The organism is uncultured Alcanivorax sp. (assembly GCF_947258575.1).
In the GTDB taxonomy this organism is placed as follows: Bacteria; Pseudomonadota; Gammaproteobacteria; order Pseudomonadales; family Alcanivoracaceae; genus Alcanivorax.
Genome location: NZ_CAMYIV010000009.1, coordinates 151,714 through 166,181 on the forward strand (window position 1 = coordinate 151,714; position 14,468 = coordinate 166,181).

The following is a 14,468-nucleotide window of genomic DNA, read 5'->3' on the forward strand; positions in this document are numbered from 1 at the left end:
TCGGGGTTTTTCGCTGTTAACTATTCACTATTAACTGTTAACTGCCCCACCGTCACCCGCTCATTCCCCCCCAAATCCCGCTCTGTACGCACCGCGTCAAAACCACCCGCCACCATCAAGGTACGCACCTCAGCCCCCTGCTGGTAACCATGTTCCAGCAGCAACCAGCCGCCGACAACCAGCCGGGAGGACGACTGAGTGATGATGGTGGCCAGGTCCGCCAGGCCCCGCTGATCTGCCACTAACGCAGAACGTGGCTCGAAGCGCACATCGCCTTGTTCAAGGTGATGATCCGTCGGGTCGATATAGGGCGGGTTGCTGACGATCAGGTCGAACAGACCCTCGCAGCCCTGCAGCCAGTTGCCCTGTTGCAAGGTCACTGGTGCAGACAAGTCACGGGCATTGCGCTGGGCCACCGACAGGGCCTCGGCACTCAGATCGATCAGGGTCACCTGCCACTGGGGGCGCTCCAGCGCCAGGGACAGTCCGATGGCACCGGTACCGGTGCCCAGGTCCACGACCCGGGCGGGGCCGGCGGGGCCTAGCTGCAATGCCAGCTCCACCAGGGTTTCCGTGTCCGGGCGGGGGATCAGGGTGTCGGCGGTCACGCTGAAACAACGGCCAAAGAATTCACGCTCGCCGGTCAGGTGCGCCACGGGCTCACCCTGTTCGCGGCGCGCCAGCAGGGCCAGAAATTGCTGTTGCTGCTGCGCATCCAACTCCCTTTCCGGCCAGGTGAACAGATAGCTGCGCGGCCGCGCCAGCACATGGCACAACAGCACCTGGGCATCCAGGCTCGCACTGGGTGACGCGGCAAGCCGTTCTCGGGCCTGGTGCAGGGCCGCATCAATGCGCATCTCAGCTGTCGCCCAGGGTCGCCAACAGATCCGCCTGGTGTTCGGACATCAGCGCACCCAGCAGTTCATCCAGGTCCCCTTCCATGATTTCACCAAGCCGGTAAAGCGTCAGGTTGATGCGATGATCGCTCACCCGGCCCTGGGGATAATTGTAGGTGCGAATACGCTCGGAGCGGTCACCGGAGCCGACCAGGGATTTACGCTCGGCCGCCTGCTCCGCATGGGCGGCATTCTGCTGGGCATCATACAGTTTGGCGCTGAGCAGGCTCATGGCCTTGGCCTTGTTCTTGTGCTGGCTACGCTCATCCTGGCATTCCACCACCACACCGGTGGGCAGGTGAGTAATTCGCACCGCGGAGTCGGTGGTGTTCACGTGCTGCCCCCCGGCACCGGAGGAACGGTAGGTATCAATACGCAGGTCTTCGGTACGAATCTGGATATCACCGAGATCTTCGGCTTCCGCCATGATCGCAACCGTACAGGCGGAGGTATGAATACGCCCCTGGGATTCCGTCGCCGGCACCCGCTGCACCCGATGGGCACCGGATTCAAATTTGAAGCGCGAATAGACACCATCACCGATGACCCGTGCGATCACTTCCTTGTAGCCGCCGTGCTCCCCGTCACTGGCACTGACCAGCTCGACTTTCCAGCCATTCTGCTCGGCATATTTGCTGTACATGCGGAACAGATCACCGGCAAAAATCGCCGCCTCATCACCGCCGGTGCCGGCGCGCACTTCCAGAAACACATTGGCGCTATCACGGGGGTCCTTGGGCAACATCAGTTTCTGCAGCTCGTCGGCCAGTGCATCCATCTTCGTCGTCGCGTCACGGGCTTCTTCCTGCCCCATTTCACGCATCTCCGGATCACTGTCATCCTGCATTGCCCTGGCAGCGTCCAGGTTGGCAGCGACTTTCAGGTAATCCTGATAACACTTCACCACCGGATCGATTTCCGAATATTCCCGGGACAGGTCCCGAAACTGTTTCTGATTGCCAATAATTTCCGGGTCCGACAACAGGCCGGACAATTCTTCAAAACGGTCGGCGAGCTTTTCCAGCTTGCCTTGCAAAGACGCTTTCATAAGACCCTCAGAGGGATTTATTTCGGTTCGGACGGGGAGTCCGGGTCGTCAAGCAGCAACTCGCGGGCCAGCAGCAATGATTCTGCCCGGCCCTCCGCCGCCAGCTTGCGCAGGGTCACGCTGGGCGTATGCAGCCACTTGTTGACCAGGGAATGCTGAAACTTGCGCAGTACCTGTTCCGGGTCTGCGCCGTTGTTCAACTGCTGGAGCGCTTTCTCCAGCTCGCTCTCGGCCAGGCTGGTGCGCTGCTGGCGATACTCCCGCAGCACGCTCACCGCATCCTGCTCTCGACGCTGGCGACGGTGGCGGACGATGGCATCACGAATCAGCTCGGCAGCCTCCTGGGCGGCCTGCTGTCGGGCGCGAACATTTTCCTGAATCGCTTCCTGCAGATGATCCACCGTGTACAGATAGACATCATCCAGGTCACCCACCTCGGGCTCGATATCGCGAGGCACGGCGATATCGACCATGAACATGGGTTTGTGACGACGTTTTTTCAGGGCGCGCTCGACCATCCCCTTGCCCAAAATAGGCAGGGGCGCCGCGGTACAGGAAATCAGGATATCCGCCCGCTCCAGGGCCACCGGCAACTCTTCCAGGCTGATGCCGCGACCGCCGACACTGGCGGCCAGCTCCGCAGCCCGCTGCTGGGTACGATTGGCGATGGTGATTTCGCTGACCTGTTGCTCATTGAGGTGGCGCGCCACCAGCTCGATCATCTCCCCGGCGCCAATCAACAAGGCGCGGCTCTTTTTCAGATCGGCAAAGATATGGCGAGCAAAAGACACCGCGGCATAGGCCACGGATACCGGGTTGGCGCCGATACCGGTTTCGGTACGGATGCGTTTGGCCACCGCGAACACTTCCTGGAACAGCCGCGACAACTCGCCATTCAACAACCCCGCCTCATGGGCACGGGCATAGGCTTCACGCATCTGGCCCAGAATCTGCGGCTCGCCCAGGACCAGCGAATCCAGGCCGCCGGCCACTCGCATCATGTGCTCCAGGGCCTGCTCGCCCTGATGCTGGTAGAGTACGGACACCAGTTTGTCCACCGGCAGGTGGCGGCTTTGCGCCAGCCAGGCAGCAAAATCCGGCACTGTCTCGTCAACCAGACAATACAGTTCGGTGCGGTTACAGGTGGATAGCAGAGCCGCTTCGCGCACCCCGGGCATGTCTCGCAAGCTGGCCAGCGCCGCTTCCGCCTGCTGCGTGGAGAACGCCAGACGTTCACGCAACTCCACATCCGCGGTGGTGTGATTTACGCCAACAGCGACTAGATTCATAGACTCTCGTGCCCGCAGCAGACCCGGGCCACTTTCCTCACCGGTTTACACACGTGTTGGCGGCGCATGGAACTCTCTGTCCGCCAATCTCGTCAGAAGGCAATAGCCCGGTGAAAACAGGCCACGCAAGGGTCACGCATTTTGCGTGAAAGCGCCCTCCAAAACAATGACGAGCCCGCTGATCAGCGACACAGTGAGCACCGACAGCAACAGGGTTTGGGCAATCCCAGATCGCTGTGCCATGATAGCCGGACCATCAAACAGGCATACTGGTTAATGACGCGATTCGCTTTTTTGCCGCTGTGCGGCGCCCTGCTGCTCAACGGCTGCGCCAGCAAGACACCGGCCCCGACACCCGCCGACCCCGAGCCACCTGCGGCAACCCAGAGCGCGCCGAGCTATGACAGTGAGACCCTGTCGGACCTGCTGGTAGCGGAAGTGGCCGCCCAGCGTCAATCTCTGGGGGTGACGCTCGCCTATTACAGCCAGGCGGCCCGGACTACCGGCGATCCACAAGTGATCAGCCAGGCAGCACAACTGGCCCATTATCTGGAAGATCACCAGCAGACCCTGGCACTGAGCCAGCTGTGGCTGGAGGCGGTCCCCGCCAACGAAGAGGCCCTGCAACTGGCCATTCTTTCGGAAATTCGCCTGGGCAACATCGACGCCGCCAGCCGCTATCTGGATACCCTGCTCGGCGAACACGGCGGCGACGCCCTGGGCCGGCTGGTCAGTCAGGCCCGTGGCCTGGATGCCCAGGGCAACCGGCAACTGGTGCAGGCACTGGCGCAACTTTCCGACCGCTACCCGAAACAGGCACCACTGTGGTACGCCCGCGCGCTCTGGCTGGAGCATGAAAACGATTACGCCGGCGCCCTGGAGGCAGATGAACGGGCGCTGGATCTGATGCCCCGCCACGAAGACGCCTTGCTACTCAAGGCCCAGTTACTGCACAAACTCGGCGAAGAAAAGCAGGCCCTGCGCCACCTGAAAAAACTGGTTCGCAAATATCCTCAGGCACGGCGCCCCCGGATTACCTACATCCGCATGCTGCTGGCCGCCGGTGAAACCGGTGCAGCAGAGAAGCAACTGTCCATCATGGCCGAGCAGCATCCGGAGGATCTGGATCTGCGCTTCTCGCTGGCCCTGCTGGCCCTGGAAGCCGGCGCCACCGAACCGGCCCGCCAGCAACTGCAGGCCCTGCTGGCGGAGAATTATCGCCCCGATGACATGCATCTCTACCTGGGCCAGGCCGCCGAACAAGCCGAAGAGCCGGCCCAGGCAGTGGACCATTACCTGAAAGTCCAGGGGCCCCAGGCCGTTCGCGCCAACGTCCAGGCGGCCCGCTTGCTCTACCAGCAAGGCAACAATGATCAGGCCAGCGCGCTGATGGCCAGCCTGGCCCAGCAGCATCCGGAGTTGGCCACCAGCCTCACCGTCACCGAAGCGGAAATGCGTAACACTATCGGCGACCCACAAGGCGCCCTTGTCCTGCTTGACCGGGCAGTGGAGACAGAACCGGACAATACCGAATTGCTTTACAGCAGGGCCATGATCGCGGAAAAGACCGGCGATATGGCAAAACTGGAAAGCGATCTGCGGCGGGTGCTGGCCATCGACCCAGACGATGCCAGCGCCCTCAACGCCCTGGGCTATACCCTGGCCAACCGCACCCAGCGCCTGGACGAAGCCTACGACTATATTTCCCGGGCTCTGGAATTACGCCCGGACGATCCGGCCATCCTGGATTCCATGGGCTGGGTACTCTACAAGCGTGGCGAGCTGGAAGCCGCCCGGGACTACCTGCGCCGGGCCTACGACAAATTCCCCGACCCGGAAGTGGCGGCCCATTACGGCGAAGTCCTCTGGGTACTGGGTGCCCAGCACCAGGCCCGCCAGGTGTGGCGCGACACCCTGAACAGTAACCCGGACGCCCCCCATATCCGTGAAGTCATGGAAAAATTCGGAGCCCGCCTGTGACCCTGAGCCCCACCCGCATTATCACCCTGGCGCTGATGGCCCTGGCCCTGAGTGCCTGTCAGTCGCGACACACCGCCACTGACACCTTCGAGCACCCCAACCAGATCGACCGCTGGGCAATGAGCGGCAAACTCGGCTACCGCACCGCCAATGACGGCGGCAGTGCCTCCTTCGACTGGACCCAGAAACCCAATCGGGGGCAGATCCGCTTTTCCGGGCCGCTGGGGTTCGGTAGCGCCGACCTGCGCTGGGACAGTGGCCGCGCCGAACTGATTACCGCCAAGGAGCAATATCAGGCACGCAGCCCCGGCGAGCTGGCCTGGCACCTGACCGGCTTCTGGCTGCCGGTCTCCGCCCTGCAATACTGGGCCCGCGGCCTGCCCTGGCCCGGCGCCCATGGCGAGGCCGACTATGACGAAGGCGGTCACCTGCAAACTCTGCAGCAACTGGGCTGGAGCCTGGAGTTCGACCGATACCAGCCGGTAGCCGGCGTTACCCTGCCTTATCGCATCAAGGCGCGGCAGAACGGTAATCGCTTCACCCTGCTGATCAAGGACTGGCAGCCCGGCGCCGAAAAATGACCATGCTGACCCTTCCGGCCCCCGGCAAGCTGAACCTGTTCCTGCATATCACCGGCCGTCGTCCGGACGGCTACCATGAGCTGCAGACCCTGTTTGCCCTGCTCGATCAGGGCGACACCCTGCACTTTGCTACGGCGGACACCCTGACCCTGGAATGCGATCAGGCCGGGGTGCCCACCGACCACAACAATCTGATCCTGCGGGCCGCCCATCTACTGCAGAGCCACACCGGCTGTCAGAAAGGTGCCCGCATCGTCCTGGAAAAACACCTGCCCATGGGCGGTGGCGTGGGCGGCGGCTCCTCCGATGCGGCCACCGCCCTGTTGGGGCTCAATGCGCTGTGGGGTCTGGACCTGTCTGAGGACACGCTGGCAGAACTGGGGCTGTCGCTGGGGGCGGACGTACCGGTCTTTGTGCGCGGCAACAGTGCCTGGGCGGAAGGGGTCGGCGAGCAAATCACCCCGGTTTCTCTACCAAACGACGTTTTTTTAGTCATTCATCCCGCAATTCATGTGTCAACTGCTCGAATTTTCGGCGACCGGCAATTGACAAGGGATACCCCCGTCAGTAAATTACCGGCCTCGCTTGAGGTGGTGCTGACCCGCGACTTTCGCAATGACTGTGAAGCGGCAGCAATACGGCAATTTCCAGAAATCGGGGAGTTGCTTCACTGGCTCAAGCAACATACGGGAAATGCCCGTATGACCGGCACTGGCGCTTGTTGTTTTGCACGCCTTGCCGGAGTGCAACAGGGGCAGCATCTGCTGCAACAGTTGCCACAACACTGGACAGGTTTCGTCGCTCGAAGCTGTAATACTTCTCCTCTCCACCAGATACTGGGAGAGACACTGGCGAAGTTTCGAGAGACACAGAATTCAGGAAAACCTGCACAAATTGGTAAATAGTGCAGACCTGAGACCGAGTGTTGGGGTATAGCCAAGTTGGTAAGGCAACGGGTTTTGATCCCGTGATTCCCAGGTTCGAGTCCTGGTACCCCAGCCATTTTCTTGCCCGGAGCCCTCCCCCCTTTCCTCGGAGGCTCCCGAAATTCACGACTCAAGAGGGACGCCAGTGTCCAAACTCGTCGTTTTCACCGGTAACGCTAATCCCGAACTGGCCCAGGCCATGGTCAAACACCTGAACCTGCCCATTGGCAACGCCGATGTGGGCACCTTCAGTGATGGTGAAGTGGCCGTGGAAATCCAGGAAAACGTGCGCGGCAAAGACGTCTTTATCGTGCAATCCACCTGCAACCCCACCAACAACAACATCATGGAGTTGCTGGTCATGGCCGACGCCCTGCGTCGTTCCTCTGCAGGCCGGATCACCGCCGTGATGCCCTATTTCGGTTACGCCCGCCAGGATCGCCGGGTGCGTTCCGCACGGGTACCGATTACCGCCAAGGTGGTCGCCGACATGATTACCGCCGTGGGCATCGACCGGGTTGTCACCGTCGACCTGCACGCCGACCAGATTCAGGGTTTCTTCGATATTCCGGTGGACAACGTCTACGCCACCCCGCTGATCGTGGCGGACATCGAACGCCAGAACCACGATGACCTGATGGTGGTATCCCCGGACGTGGGCGGTGTGGTTCGTGCCCGCGCCCTGGCCAAGCAGCTCAACGATGCCGACCTGGCCATCATCGACAAGCGCCGCCCCAAGGCCAATATTTCCCAGGTGATGCACATCATCGGTGAAGTGGAAGGCCGCACCTGTATCCTGGTGGACGACATGGTCGATACCGCCGGCACCCTGTGCAAGGCCGCCCAGGCCCTGAAAGACCACGGCGCTGCCAAGGTCTACGCCTACATTACCCACCCGGTACTGTCCGGCCCGGCCATCGACAACATCGCCAACAGCGCTCTGGACCAGCTGGTCGTCACCGACACCATCCCGCTGTCTGAAGCCGGCCGCGCCTGCGCCAACATCCGCGTGCTCAGCCTGGCGCCCATGCTGGCCGAAACAGTACGCCGGGTGAACAACGAAGAATCCCTGAGCGCCATGTTCGACCGGCTGGAGCTGGTGTAAATCAGCGGCAAGCATCAAGCTACAAGCTTCAACACGACATGAATTGTTGCCAGATTGAAGCCCCTGAGGCCGCGCACAGCTCCTGTGCGCGGCCTCTTTCATTCTAGGCCACCCCAATCCCAAACCGTGTTGCAGCTTGTAGCTTGTGGCTTGAAGCCCTTTCCGCTGGCACGCAGCGCCTTTTTCCTGCATAATCGCGCCCCCGCGGAATCCTCCGTGGCTTATCAACCTCTCTGGCCGACCTGGTCGCGGGACGCCCGAGAGCTTAATGGAGACATATCATGTCCAATGAATTCCAGCTATTCGCTGAAAGCCGCAGCGACATGGGGAAAGGTGCGAGCCGCCGCCTGCGTCGTCTGCAAGAACGTGTTCCCGGCATCATTTACGGTGGCAAAGACGAGCCGCAGATGATCAGCGTGGAACTGCGCGAACTGAAAAAGGCTCTGGAAACCGAAGCCTTCTACAGCCACGTACTGACCCTGAAACTGGATGGCACCGAGGTGCAGGCAGTCCTGCGCGATATGCAGCGTCACCCGGCCAAAGGTCACCCGATGCACGTGGATTTCCTGCGCGTCGACAAGACCCACAAGATCACCATGAACGTGCCCCTGCACTTCATCAATGAAGAAAGCTCCATTGGTGTGAAGAAACAGGGCGGCGAGATTCAGCACAACATCGCCGAGGTGGAGATCAGCTGTCTGCCCCAGAACCTGCCAGAGTTCATCGAAGTGGACATGGCAGCGGCCGAGCTGGACACCATTATCCACCTGTCCGATCTGAAACTGCCGAAAGGCGTGGAACTGACTCAGCTCGCGCTGGGCGACGACCACGACCAGCCGGTAGCCGCCGTTCACGCGCCGAAAGTCCGTGCTTCTGCTGACGACGAAGACGGCGAAGGCGAAGGCGAAGAAGCCGCTGGCGAGGAATAAGACGCACTGTGGCTGTAGCGGAACCGGTTCGACTGATCGTAGGCTTGGGTAATCCGGGCCGCGAATACGAGGACACCCGCCACAATGCCGGCGTCTGGTATGTGGACGCCCTGGCTCGTCGCCAGGGCGTTTTCCTTTCTGAAGACAAGAAATATTTCGGCCTTACCGGCACCTTTACCTTCGAAGGCGAAACGATTCGTCTGCTGGTTCCCACTACCTTCATGAACCGCAGTGGTCAGGCCACCGCCGCTCTGGCGAATTTCTTCAAGATTCCTGTCACGCAGATGCTCGTCGCCCATGACGAACTCGACCTGCCCCCCGGTTGTGCCCGCTTCAAACAAGGCGGCGGCCATGGCGGCCATAACGGTCTGCGCGACATCATCAGCAAGCATGGCAACAGCCGCGACTTCTACCGGCTACGCATCGGCATCGGCCACCCCGGCTCCGCCGACCGCGTCACCCCCCATGTCCTCAACAAACCCTCCCAGGCCGACCGTGACCTGATCGACCGCGCCATTGATGAAGCGGCTTACCACACCGCCGATATGCTGCGCGGGGATTTGAACGGGGCGATGAATCGGCTGAACGGGTTTAAAGCCTGACGGTAGCTTCTAGCTTCTAGCTTCTAGCTTCTAGCTTGCAGGATTGTGCCCCAGCTAAAACGAAGCCCAGCCGCAATATCAGCTTTTCTTTTTCTCGTAGCTCGTAGCTCGTAGCTCGTAGCTCGTAGCTCGTAGCTCGTAGCTGATTATTATCTATCCTGCGCGTACCTCGCCAACAGCCACTCCCCCGCCGGCCGGGCTCGCCATTTTTCGATCTGCTTGCGCAATGCCGGTGACAACGTGGTTTCATCGAACAGATCCCAGGGCGAGCCCTCCGGGCTGAGCAGTGGCGCCAGCATACTGGCGGCTGTGATGTCTGCGAGGCTGAAGCGGTCACCCACCAGATACTGCCCCTTGCCTTTCTTCAGCTCGCTCTCCAGGAGCGCCAAGGCCTCTTCCACCCGCTGCTCCGAGCGCATCACCCGTTGCGGGTTGATAGCGTAACCTCGACGTATTGCTTCGCGAACCAGCGGTTTCGCCAGCCGTTCCAGGGGAGAAGGCAGGCCGCAATCGCCCACCAGGGCCGTCATTACCTCCGGTCGATCAAGAATCTGACCGTACACCCAGCGCCGTACATGCACGCCGTAACGATCAAACTGCTGCTCCAGTTCAATGACCCGGGCTCGCGCATCACCGGCCTTGGGCAACAGCGACGGATCGGGGTAGTACTTTTCCAGGTAATAGGCGATTTTGGTGGAATCGCTCACCCGACGCCTGCCGTCGCGCAGCAACGGCACGGTATTGCCACGGGCCAGCCACTGGGTACGCACCCGATGCGCCACCGGCAGCAAATTGACCGTACGGTATGCCAGACCCTTGTGGTCCAGCTGCCAGCGGGATTTCTCGCAATAATGGGAGATGGGGAACTGGTAAAGAATACGCTCGGCCATGGTGACTCTTGTTCAGTTTTGCGGACTTGCAGTCTAGCCGCCCCCTGTCCCGTCGTTAGCGGCAACAGCGCCTGACACGTCCGTCCCGCCAGCAACCCGGCTTAACCTTGATCCTGCACCTGCCACGGTCGCTTTTTTGCCCCGGCTTGCGTAGCATTGCGGCCTCGAAAAACGGAGGTCTGTCATGGGTTTCAAATGCGGTATCGTCGGTCTGCCCAACGTGGGGAAATCCACCCTGTTCAACGCGCTGACCAAAGCGGGAATTGATGCCGAGAACTTCCCGTTCTGCACCATTGAGCCCAACACCGGGGTTGTACCGATTCCTGACCCGCGGATGGACAAGCTGTCCGCCATTGTCAGCCCGGAGCGGGTCATGCCCGCCACCATGGAGTTCGTGGATATCGCCGGCCTGGTAGCCGGGGCCTCCAAGGGCGAAGGCCTGGGTAACAAGTTTCTCGCCAACATTCGCGAAACCGATGCCATCGCCCACGTCGTGCGCTGCTTCGATGACGAAAACGTGATCCATGTGTCCGGCAAGGTCTCGCCGCTGGATGATATCGACATCATCAACACCGAGCTGGCGCTGGCCGATCTGGACACCGTGGAGAAGGCTCACCTGCGTGCCACCAAAGCTGCCAAGGGGCAGGACAAGGACGCCAAGGGCCTGCTGCCCGTGCTGGACAAGGTGCTGCCCGTCCTCAACGAAGGCCAACCGGCACGTTCCGTGGAGCTGACCGATGATGAGCGCAAGGCCATCAAGAGTCTCAACCTGCTGACTCTGAAGCCGACCATGTACATCGCCAACGTGGACGAAGGCGGCTTTGAAGACAACGCCCTGCTGGACGCCGTGCGCGAACTGGCCGAGAAGGAAAATTCCTCCGTGGTGCCGATCTGCGCCAAGATCGAATCGGAAATTGCCGAGCTGGACGACGAAGAGAAAGCCGACTTCCTGGCCGACCTGGGCATGGAAGAGCCGGGCCTGAACCGAGTCATCCGCGCCGGCTTCAGCCTGCTGGGCCTGCAGACCTACTTCACCGCAGGCAAGAAGGAGGTTCGCGCCTGGACCGTTCGCGTTGGCGCCACCGCCCCCCAGGCCGCCGGCGTCATCCACACCGACTTCGAGAAGGGGTTCATCCGCGCCGAAGTCACGGCCTACGATGACTATGTCGAAAATAACGGCGAGGCCGGCGCCAAGGATGCCGGCAAATGGCGCCTGGAAGGGAAGGAATACATCGTCAAGGACGGAGACGTAGTGCACTTCCGGTTTAACGTTTAAGCGCCCCCGGAATAAAAAAAGCCGCACCCTCCCAGGCGCGGCTTTTTTGTTTCCGCTGTTAACTATTCACTATTAACTGTTAACTGCTTTTCAGTCCGTGCCGCCGGCATTCACCGGCTCGAAGTCTTCATCCTTCAACTCCGGCAGCTTCTCGTCGCAACCCTGAATCCCCTGCTTCTTGAGATTATTGCAGACCCGGTCCAGCTTGTTGTCCACTGCGTGCATGTGATCCAGCAGAAGGTGGATGGCTTCAGCCACCGGATCGGGCATGTCGTTGCTGACACCATAGGCTTGAAAACCGATCTTCTCTGCCATTTCCTGACGGTTCTTTTCCGTCTCGGTAATCGGCTTACTGACCACCCGGCCGGGAATACCTATCACCGTTGCCCCTTCCGGCACTTCCTTGGTGACCACGGAGTTGGAACCGATCTTGGCGTTCTTGTGTACGGTGAATGGGCCCAGCACCTTGGCACCGGCACCGACCACCACGCCATCTTCCAGGGTCGGGTGACGCTTGCCTTTGCTCCAGCTGGTACCACCCAGCGTGACGCCATGATAGAGCGTCACGTCATCGCCAATTTCTGCGGTTTCACCAATCACCACTCCCATGCCATGGTCGATAAAGAAACGTCGACCGATTTTGGCGCCGGGATGAATTTCGATGCCGGTCATCCAGCGGGCGAAGGTGGAAACAAAGCGCGCCAGTTGCTTGAAATTGCGCCTCCACAGGCCATGGGCAAGACGATGAAACAGCACCGCATGCAGGCCCGGGTAATTCAGCAACACCTCAAGCGTGTTGCGCGCCGCGGGGTCCCGGTGGAATACCGACGCGATGTCCTCGCGTACTCGATCAAACATAGATACCTCGTCTCAGGTATAGCCGGTTGGATAACACGGGGAGCGTTTGCTACTTCCCGTCATTGCGCGGCATTTTTCTTTCCAGCGCCACCAGCACACCACGCAGAATACTCATTTCCATTTTGTCCGGTCGCGCGCGCATAAACAAACGGCGCATGCGCGTCATGACCTGGCCAGGCTGCTGAGGATTGAGGAAACCGCTCTGCGCCATGACCTTTTCCAGGTGATCCAGGAAACCGGCCACCGCTTCGTTGCTGGCCAACGGCTCATCCCAGAACATCTCCGGCAGCGGCATGGCCTCGCGACGGGAACGGGATTCCTTCAGATCGAAATCATCGCCCAGCAGAGCCATGCGCAGCTCGTAACTGATTAATTGGACCGCCGACGCCACATTCAAGACCCCGTACTCGGGATTGGTGGGCACGCTCACATGCAGATTACAGCGGCGCAACTCGTCATTGGTGAGCCCCCGGTCCTCACGACCGAACAGCACCGCAATACGGGTGTCATCGGGCTCGTGGGACAATTGCGCCGCCAGCTGCCGGGGCGTCAGACAGGGCCAGGGAATGCGCCGCTGGCGGGCGCTGGTGCCGATCACCAGGGTGGCGCCCTCCAGAGCCTCATCCAGCGTCTCGCAGACCTGGGCGGCTTCCAGCACGTCTCCTGCCCCGGAAGCCCGGGCAGTCGCTTCCACGGACGGATAATCACGGGGCTGGATGAGCCTCAGGTCCGACATGCCCATGGTTTTCATGGCCCGGGCTGCGGCACCAATATTGCCGGGATGGGTGGTTTCCACCATCACGATACGCACATTTTCTAGCATGAGAGGTACCTGTACACGGGTCTGGCCGGAAAAGGCGGCAATGTTATCATGGGAATCACTGAATAATCCCTTAAGTGGCGCCTAACGCTGCCCTGATCGCGCAGGCTCTGCTACAATCCGCGCCCCGGTTTATTTGGCCGGGCGTTCTTTGACAGCCCTAATACTTTTTTGAGGACAGATGCATGCATGCGCCGCAAGTGAATATTGCCCTGCGAGCCGCCCGTCAGGCGGGTAACCTGATTCGTCGTGCTGCCGAAAGCAATGACCCGTTATCTGTCAGCAAGAAAGGGATGAACGACTTCGTCACCGAAGTGGATCGGGCCGCCGAACAACGCATCATCGAGGTGATCCTCAAGGCCTACCCGGATCACAGCATCCTGGCCGAAGAATCCGGCGAAACCCGCGGCAAGGGTGACGGGGCCGAATATCAGTGGGTGATCGACCCGCTGGATGGCACCACCAACTTTATCCACGGCTTCCCGCAGTACTGCGTCTCCATCGCCCTGAAATACCGGGGCAAGCTGGAGCACGCGGTGATTTATGACCCCAATCGGGATGAAGAATTTACCGCCAGCCGCGGCCGTGGCGCCGCCCTCAACGGTCGCCGTATCCGCTGCACCAACCGCCCCGGCCTGGAAGGCTGCCTGATCGGCACCGGCTTCCCGTTCCGCAAGGACCAGGCGCCGCACATGGACGCCTACCTGGGCATGTTTGCCGACATCGCTGCTGCCACCGCTGGCCTGCGCCGCCCGGGCTCTGCTGCGCTGGATCTGGCCTGGCTGGCCGCCGGCCGCCTGGACGGGTTCTTCGAATTCGGCCTGTCCGAGTGGGACCTGGCCGCCGGCGCCCTGCTGATCACCGAAGCCGGTGGCCTGGTAGGCGACCTGAGCGGTGGCCACAAATTCCTGGAAAGCGGCGGCATCGTCGCCGGCAGCCCGAAAGTCTTCAAGGGCCTGCTGCAGAAGATCAAACCGCACCTGAACGAGAGTTTGCGTCGGTAGATCCTCTACTCTCACGCCTCTGTAGGAGCGCCGCTTGAGGCGCGAATAGGCAAAAATCCGAGGCGAGTACCGAGAAGCGAGTCGCGAAAGGCGATACGTACTTCGGTTTTGATTTTCGTTACTCGCTTCTCGCTTCGTATCATTCGCGTCTCAAGCGGCGCCCCTACGGCGAGATTGTTACCCTTCCACGCCAACCCCTCCCATCTTTTCCTTAGACCCCGAACCGATTTTTCTCTTCCGGCATGGACATCTGCCCTTGCTTTG

14 protein-coding genes and 1 tRNA gene are annotated in these 14,468 nt (G+C 60.8%); 9 read left to right on the forward strand and 6 right to left on the reverse strand.

The annotated features are described in order from the left end of the window. Positions 1–20 precede the first annotated feature (20 nt). Genes prmC through hemA form a run of 3 tightly spaced genes read right to left on the reverse strand, consistent with a single transcriptional unit; the run spans position 21 to position 3,233 of the window. The gene (gene prmC, locus Q0Y02_RS09540; RefSeq protein ID WP_297767258.1) at positions 21–857 is read right to left on the reverse strand and encodes a peptide chain release factor N(5)-glutamine methyltransferase; all 837 of its coding nucleotides are present in this window, start codon (positions 855–857) and stop codon (positions 21–23) included. Position 858: 1 nt separating this feature from the next. After that, positions 859–1,944, reverse strand: a complete 1,086-nt coding sequence (prfA, locus tag Q0Y02_RS09545; protein WP_297767260.1) for a peptide chain release factor 1 — start codon at positions 1,942–1,944, stop codon at positions 859–861. 17 nt (positions 1,945–1,961) lie between these two features. Further along, entirely contained in the window at positions 1,962–3,233 is a 1,272-nt protein-coding gene (hemA, locus tag Q0Y02_RS09550) for a glutamyl-tRNA reductase (protein WP_297767262.1), read from the reverse strand. Positions 3,234–3,509: 276 nt separating this feature from the next. Here hemA and Q0Y02_RS09555 point away from each other — a divergent pair, with 276 nt between their 5' ends. The 7 genes from Q0Y02_RS09555 (at position 3,510) to pth (ending at position 9,356) form a co-directional block, all read left to right on the forward strand. Next, a complete protein-coding gene (locus Q0Y02_RS09555; RefSeq protein WP_297767264.1) occupies positions 3,510–5,213 on the forward strand; it encodes a tetratricopeptide repeat protein in 1,704 nt (567 codons plus the stop codon). Beyond that, positions 5,210–5,794: a lipoprotein insertase outer membrane protein LolB gene (gene lolB, locus Q0Y02_RS09560; RefSeq protein ID WP_297767265.1), complete on the forward strand. Its 585-nt coding sequence runs from the start codon at positions 5,210–5,212 to the stop codon at positions 5,792–5,794. Before Q0Y02_RS09555 ends, lolB begins: the two co-directional genes overlap by 4 nt. Continuing rightward, on the forward strand, positions 5,791–6,699 hold the full coding sequence (gene ispE, locus Q0Y02_RS09565) for a 4-(cytidine 5'-diphospho)-2-C-methyl-D-erythritol kinase (RefSeq protein ID WP_297767267.1): 909 nt from the start codon (positions 5,791–5,793) through the stop codon (positions 6,697–6,699). The genes lolB and ispE overlap by 4 nt, the downstream gene beginning before the upstream one ends. Positions 6,700–6,720: 21 nt before the next feature. After that, positions 6,721–6,796 (forward strand) — tRNA-Gln (locus tag Q0Y02_RS09570). Positions 6,797–6,865: 69 nt separating this feature from the next. After that, positions 6,866–7,825 carry a ribose-phosphate diphosphokinase gene (locus Q0Y02_RS09575; RefSeq protein WP_035248141.1) on the forward strand — a complete coding sequence of 320 codons (960 nt, stop codon included), beginning with the start codon at positions 6,866–6,868 and terminating at the stop codon, positions 7,823–7,825. A 281-nt stretch (positions 7,826–8,106) separates the two neighbouring features. Beyond that, positions 8,107–8,754: a 50S ribosomal protein L25/general stress protein Ctc gene (locus tag Q0Y02_RS09580; RefSeq protein ID WP_297767268.1), complete on the forward strand. Its 648-nt coding sequence runs from the start codon at positions 8,107–8,109 to the stop codon at positions 8,752–8,754. Between the two features lie 8 nt (positions 8,755–8,762). After that, the gene (gene pth / locus Q0Y02_RS09585) at positions 8,763–9,356 is read left to right on the forward strand and encodes an aminoacyl-tRNA hydrolase (protein ID WP_297767270.1); all 594 of its coding nucleotides are present in this window, start codon (positions 8,763–8,765) and stop codon (positions 9,354–9,356) included. Between the two features lie 149 nt (positions 9,357–9,505). On the opposite strand, the gene Q0Y02_RS09590 is transcribed toward pth, so the two are convergent. After that, a complete protein-coding gene (locus tag Q0Y02_RS09590; protein WP_297767271.1) occupies positions 9,506–10,246 on the reverse strand; it encodes a glutathione S-transferase family protein in 741 nt (246 codons plus the stop codon). Positions 10,247–10,430: 184 nt separating this feature from the next. Here Q0Y02_RS09590 and ychF point away from each other — a divergent pair, with 184 nt between their 5' ends. Further along, the gene (ychF, locus tag Q0Y02_RS09595) at positions 10,431–11,522 is read left to right on the forward strand and encodes a redox-regulated ATPase YchF (protein WP_297767273.1); all 1,092 of its coding nucleotides are present in this window, start codon (positions 10,431–10,433) and stop codon (positions 11,520–11,522) included. A gap of 90 nt (positions 11,523–11,612) precedes the next feature. Here ychF and cysE read toward each other — a convergent pair whose 3' ends face one another. Together cysE and Q0Y02_RS09605 are read right to left on the reverse strand one after the other, a co-directional pair. After that, positions 11,613–12,380 carry a serine O-acetyltransferase gene (cysE, locus tag Q0Y02_RS09600; RefSeq protein ID WP_035248149.1) on the reverse strand — a complete coding sequence of 256 codons (768 nt, stop codon included), beginning with the start codon at positions 12,378–12,380 and terminating at the stop codon, positions 11,613–11,615. Positions 12,381–12,429: 49 nt separating this feature from the next. Continuing rightward, positions 12,430–13,203, reverse strand: a complete 774-nt coding sequence (locus Q0Y02_RS09605; protein WP_297767276.1) for an RNA methyltransferase — start codon at positions 13,201–13,203, stop codon at positions 12,430–12,432. A 182-nt stretch (positions 13,204–13,385) separates the two neighbouring features. On the opposite strand from Q0Y02_RS09605, the gene Q0Y02_RS09610 reads away from it, so the two are divergent. After that, a complete protein-coding gene (locus Q0Y02_RS09610) occupies positions 13,386–14,204 on the forward strand; it encodes an inositol monophosphatase family protein (protein ID WP_297767278.1) in 819 nt (272 codons plus the stop codon). The last annotated feature ends 264 nt before the right edge of the window (positions 14,205–14,468 follow it).

What these genes read in the sequence shown, in the direction of transcription:
- Q0Y02_RS09605 (WP_297767276.1), bottom strand. Translation starts at nt 13,203, where the DNA reads ATGCTAGAAAATGTGCGTATCGTGATGGTGGAAACCACCCATCCCGGC.
- prfA (WP_297767260.1), bottom strand. Translation starts at nt 1,944, where the DNA reads ATGAAAGCGTCTTTGCAAGGCAAGCTGGAAAAGCTCGCCGACCGTTTT.
- hemA (WP_297767262.1), bottom strand. Translation starts at nt 3,233, where the DNA reads ATGAATCTAGTCGCTGTTGGCGTAAATCACACCACCGCGGATGTGGAG.
- Q0Y02_RS09590 (WP_297767271.1), bottom strand. Translation starts at nt 10,246, where the DNA reads ATGGCCGAGCGTATTCTTTACCAGTTCCCCATCTCCCATTATTGCGAG.
- prmC (WP_297767258.1), bottom strand. Translation starts at nt 857, where the DNA reads ATGCGCATTGATGCGGCCCTGCACCAGGCCCGAGAACGGCTTGCCGCG.
- Q0Y02_RS09555 (WP_297767264.1), top strand. Translation starts at nt 3,510, where the DNA reads ATGACGCGATTCGCTTTTTTGCCGCTGTGCGGCGCCCTGCTGCTCAAC.
- Q0Y02_RS09580 (WP_297767268.1), top strand. Translation starts at nt 8,107, where the DNA reads ATGTCCAATGAATTCCAGCTATTCGCTGAAAGCCGCAGCGACATGGGG.
- ispE (WP_297767267.1), top strand. Translation starts at nt 5,791, where the DNA reads ATGACCATGCTGACCCTTCCGGCCCCCGGCAAGCTGAACCTGTTCCTG.
- Q0Y02_RS09610 (WP_297767278.1), top strand. Translation starts at nt 13,386, where the DNA reads ATGCATGCGCCGCAAGTGAATATTGCCCTGCGAGCCGCCCGTCAGGCG.
- cysE (WP_035248149.1), bottom strand. Translation starts at nt 12,380, where the DNA reads ATGTTTGATCGAGTACGCGAGGACATCGCGTCGGTATTCCACCGGGAC.
- ychF (WP_297767273.1), top strand. Translation starts at nt 10,431, where the DNA reads ATGGGTTTCAAATGCGGTATCGTCGGTCTGCCCAACGTGGGGAAATCC.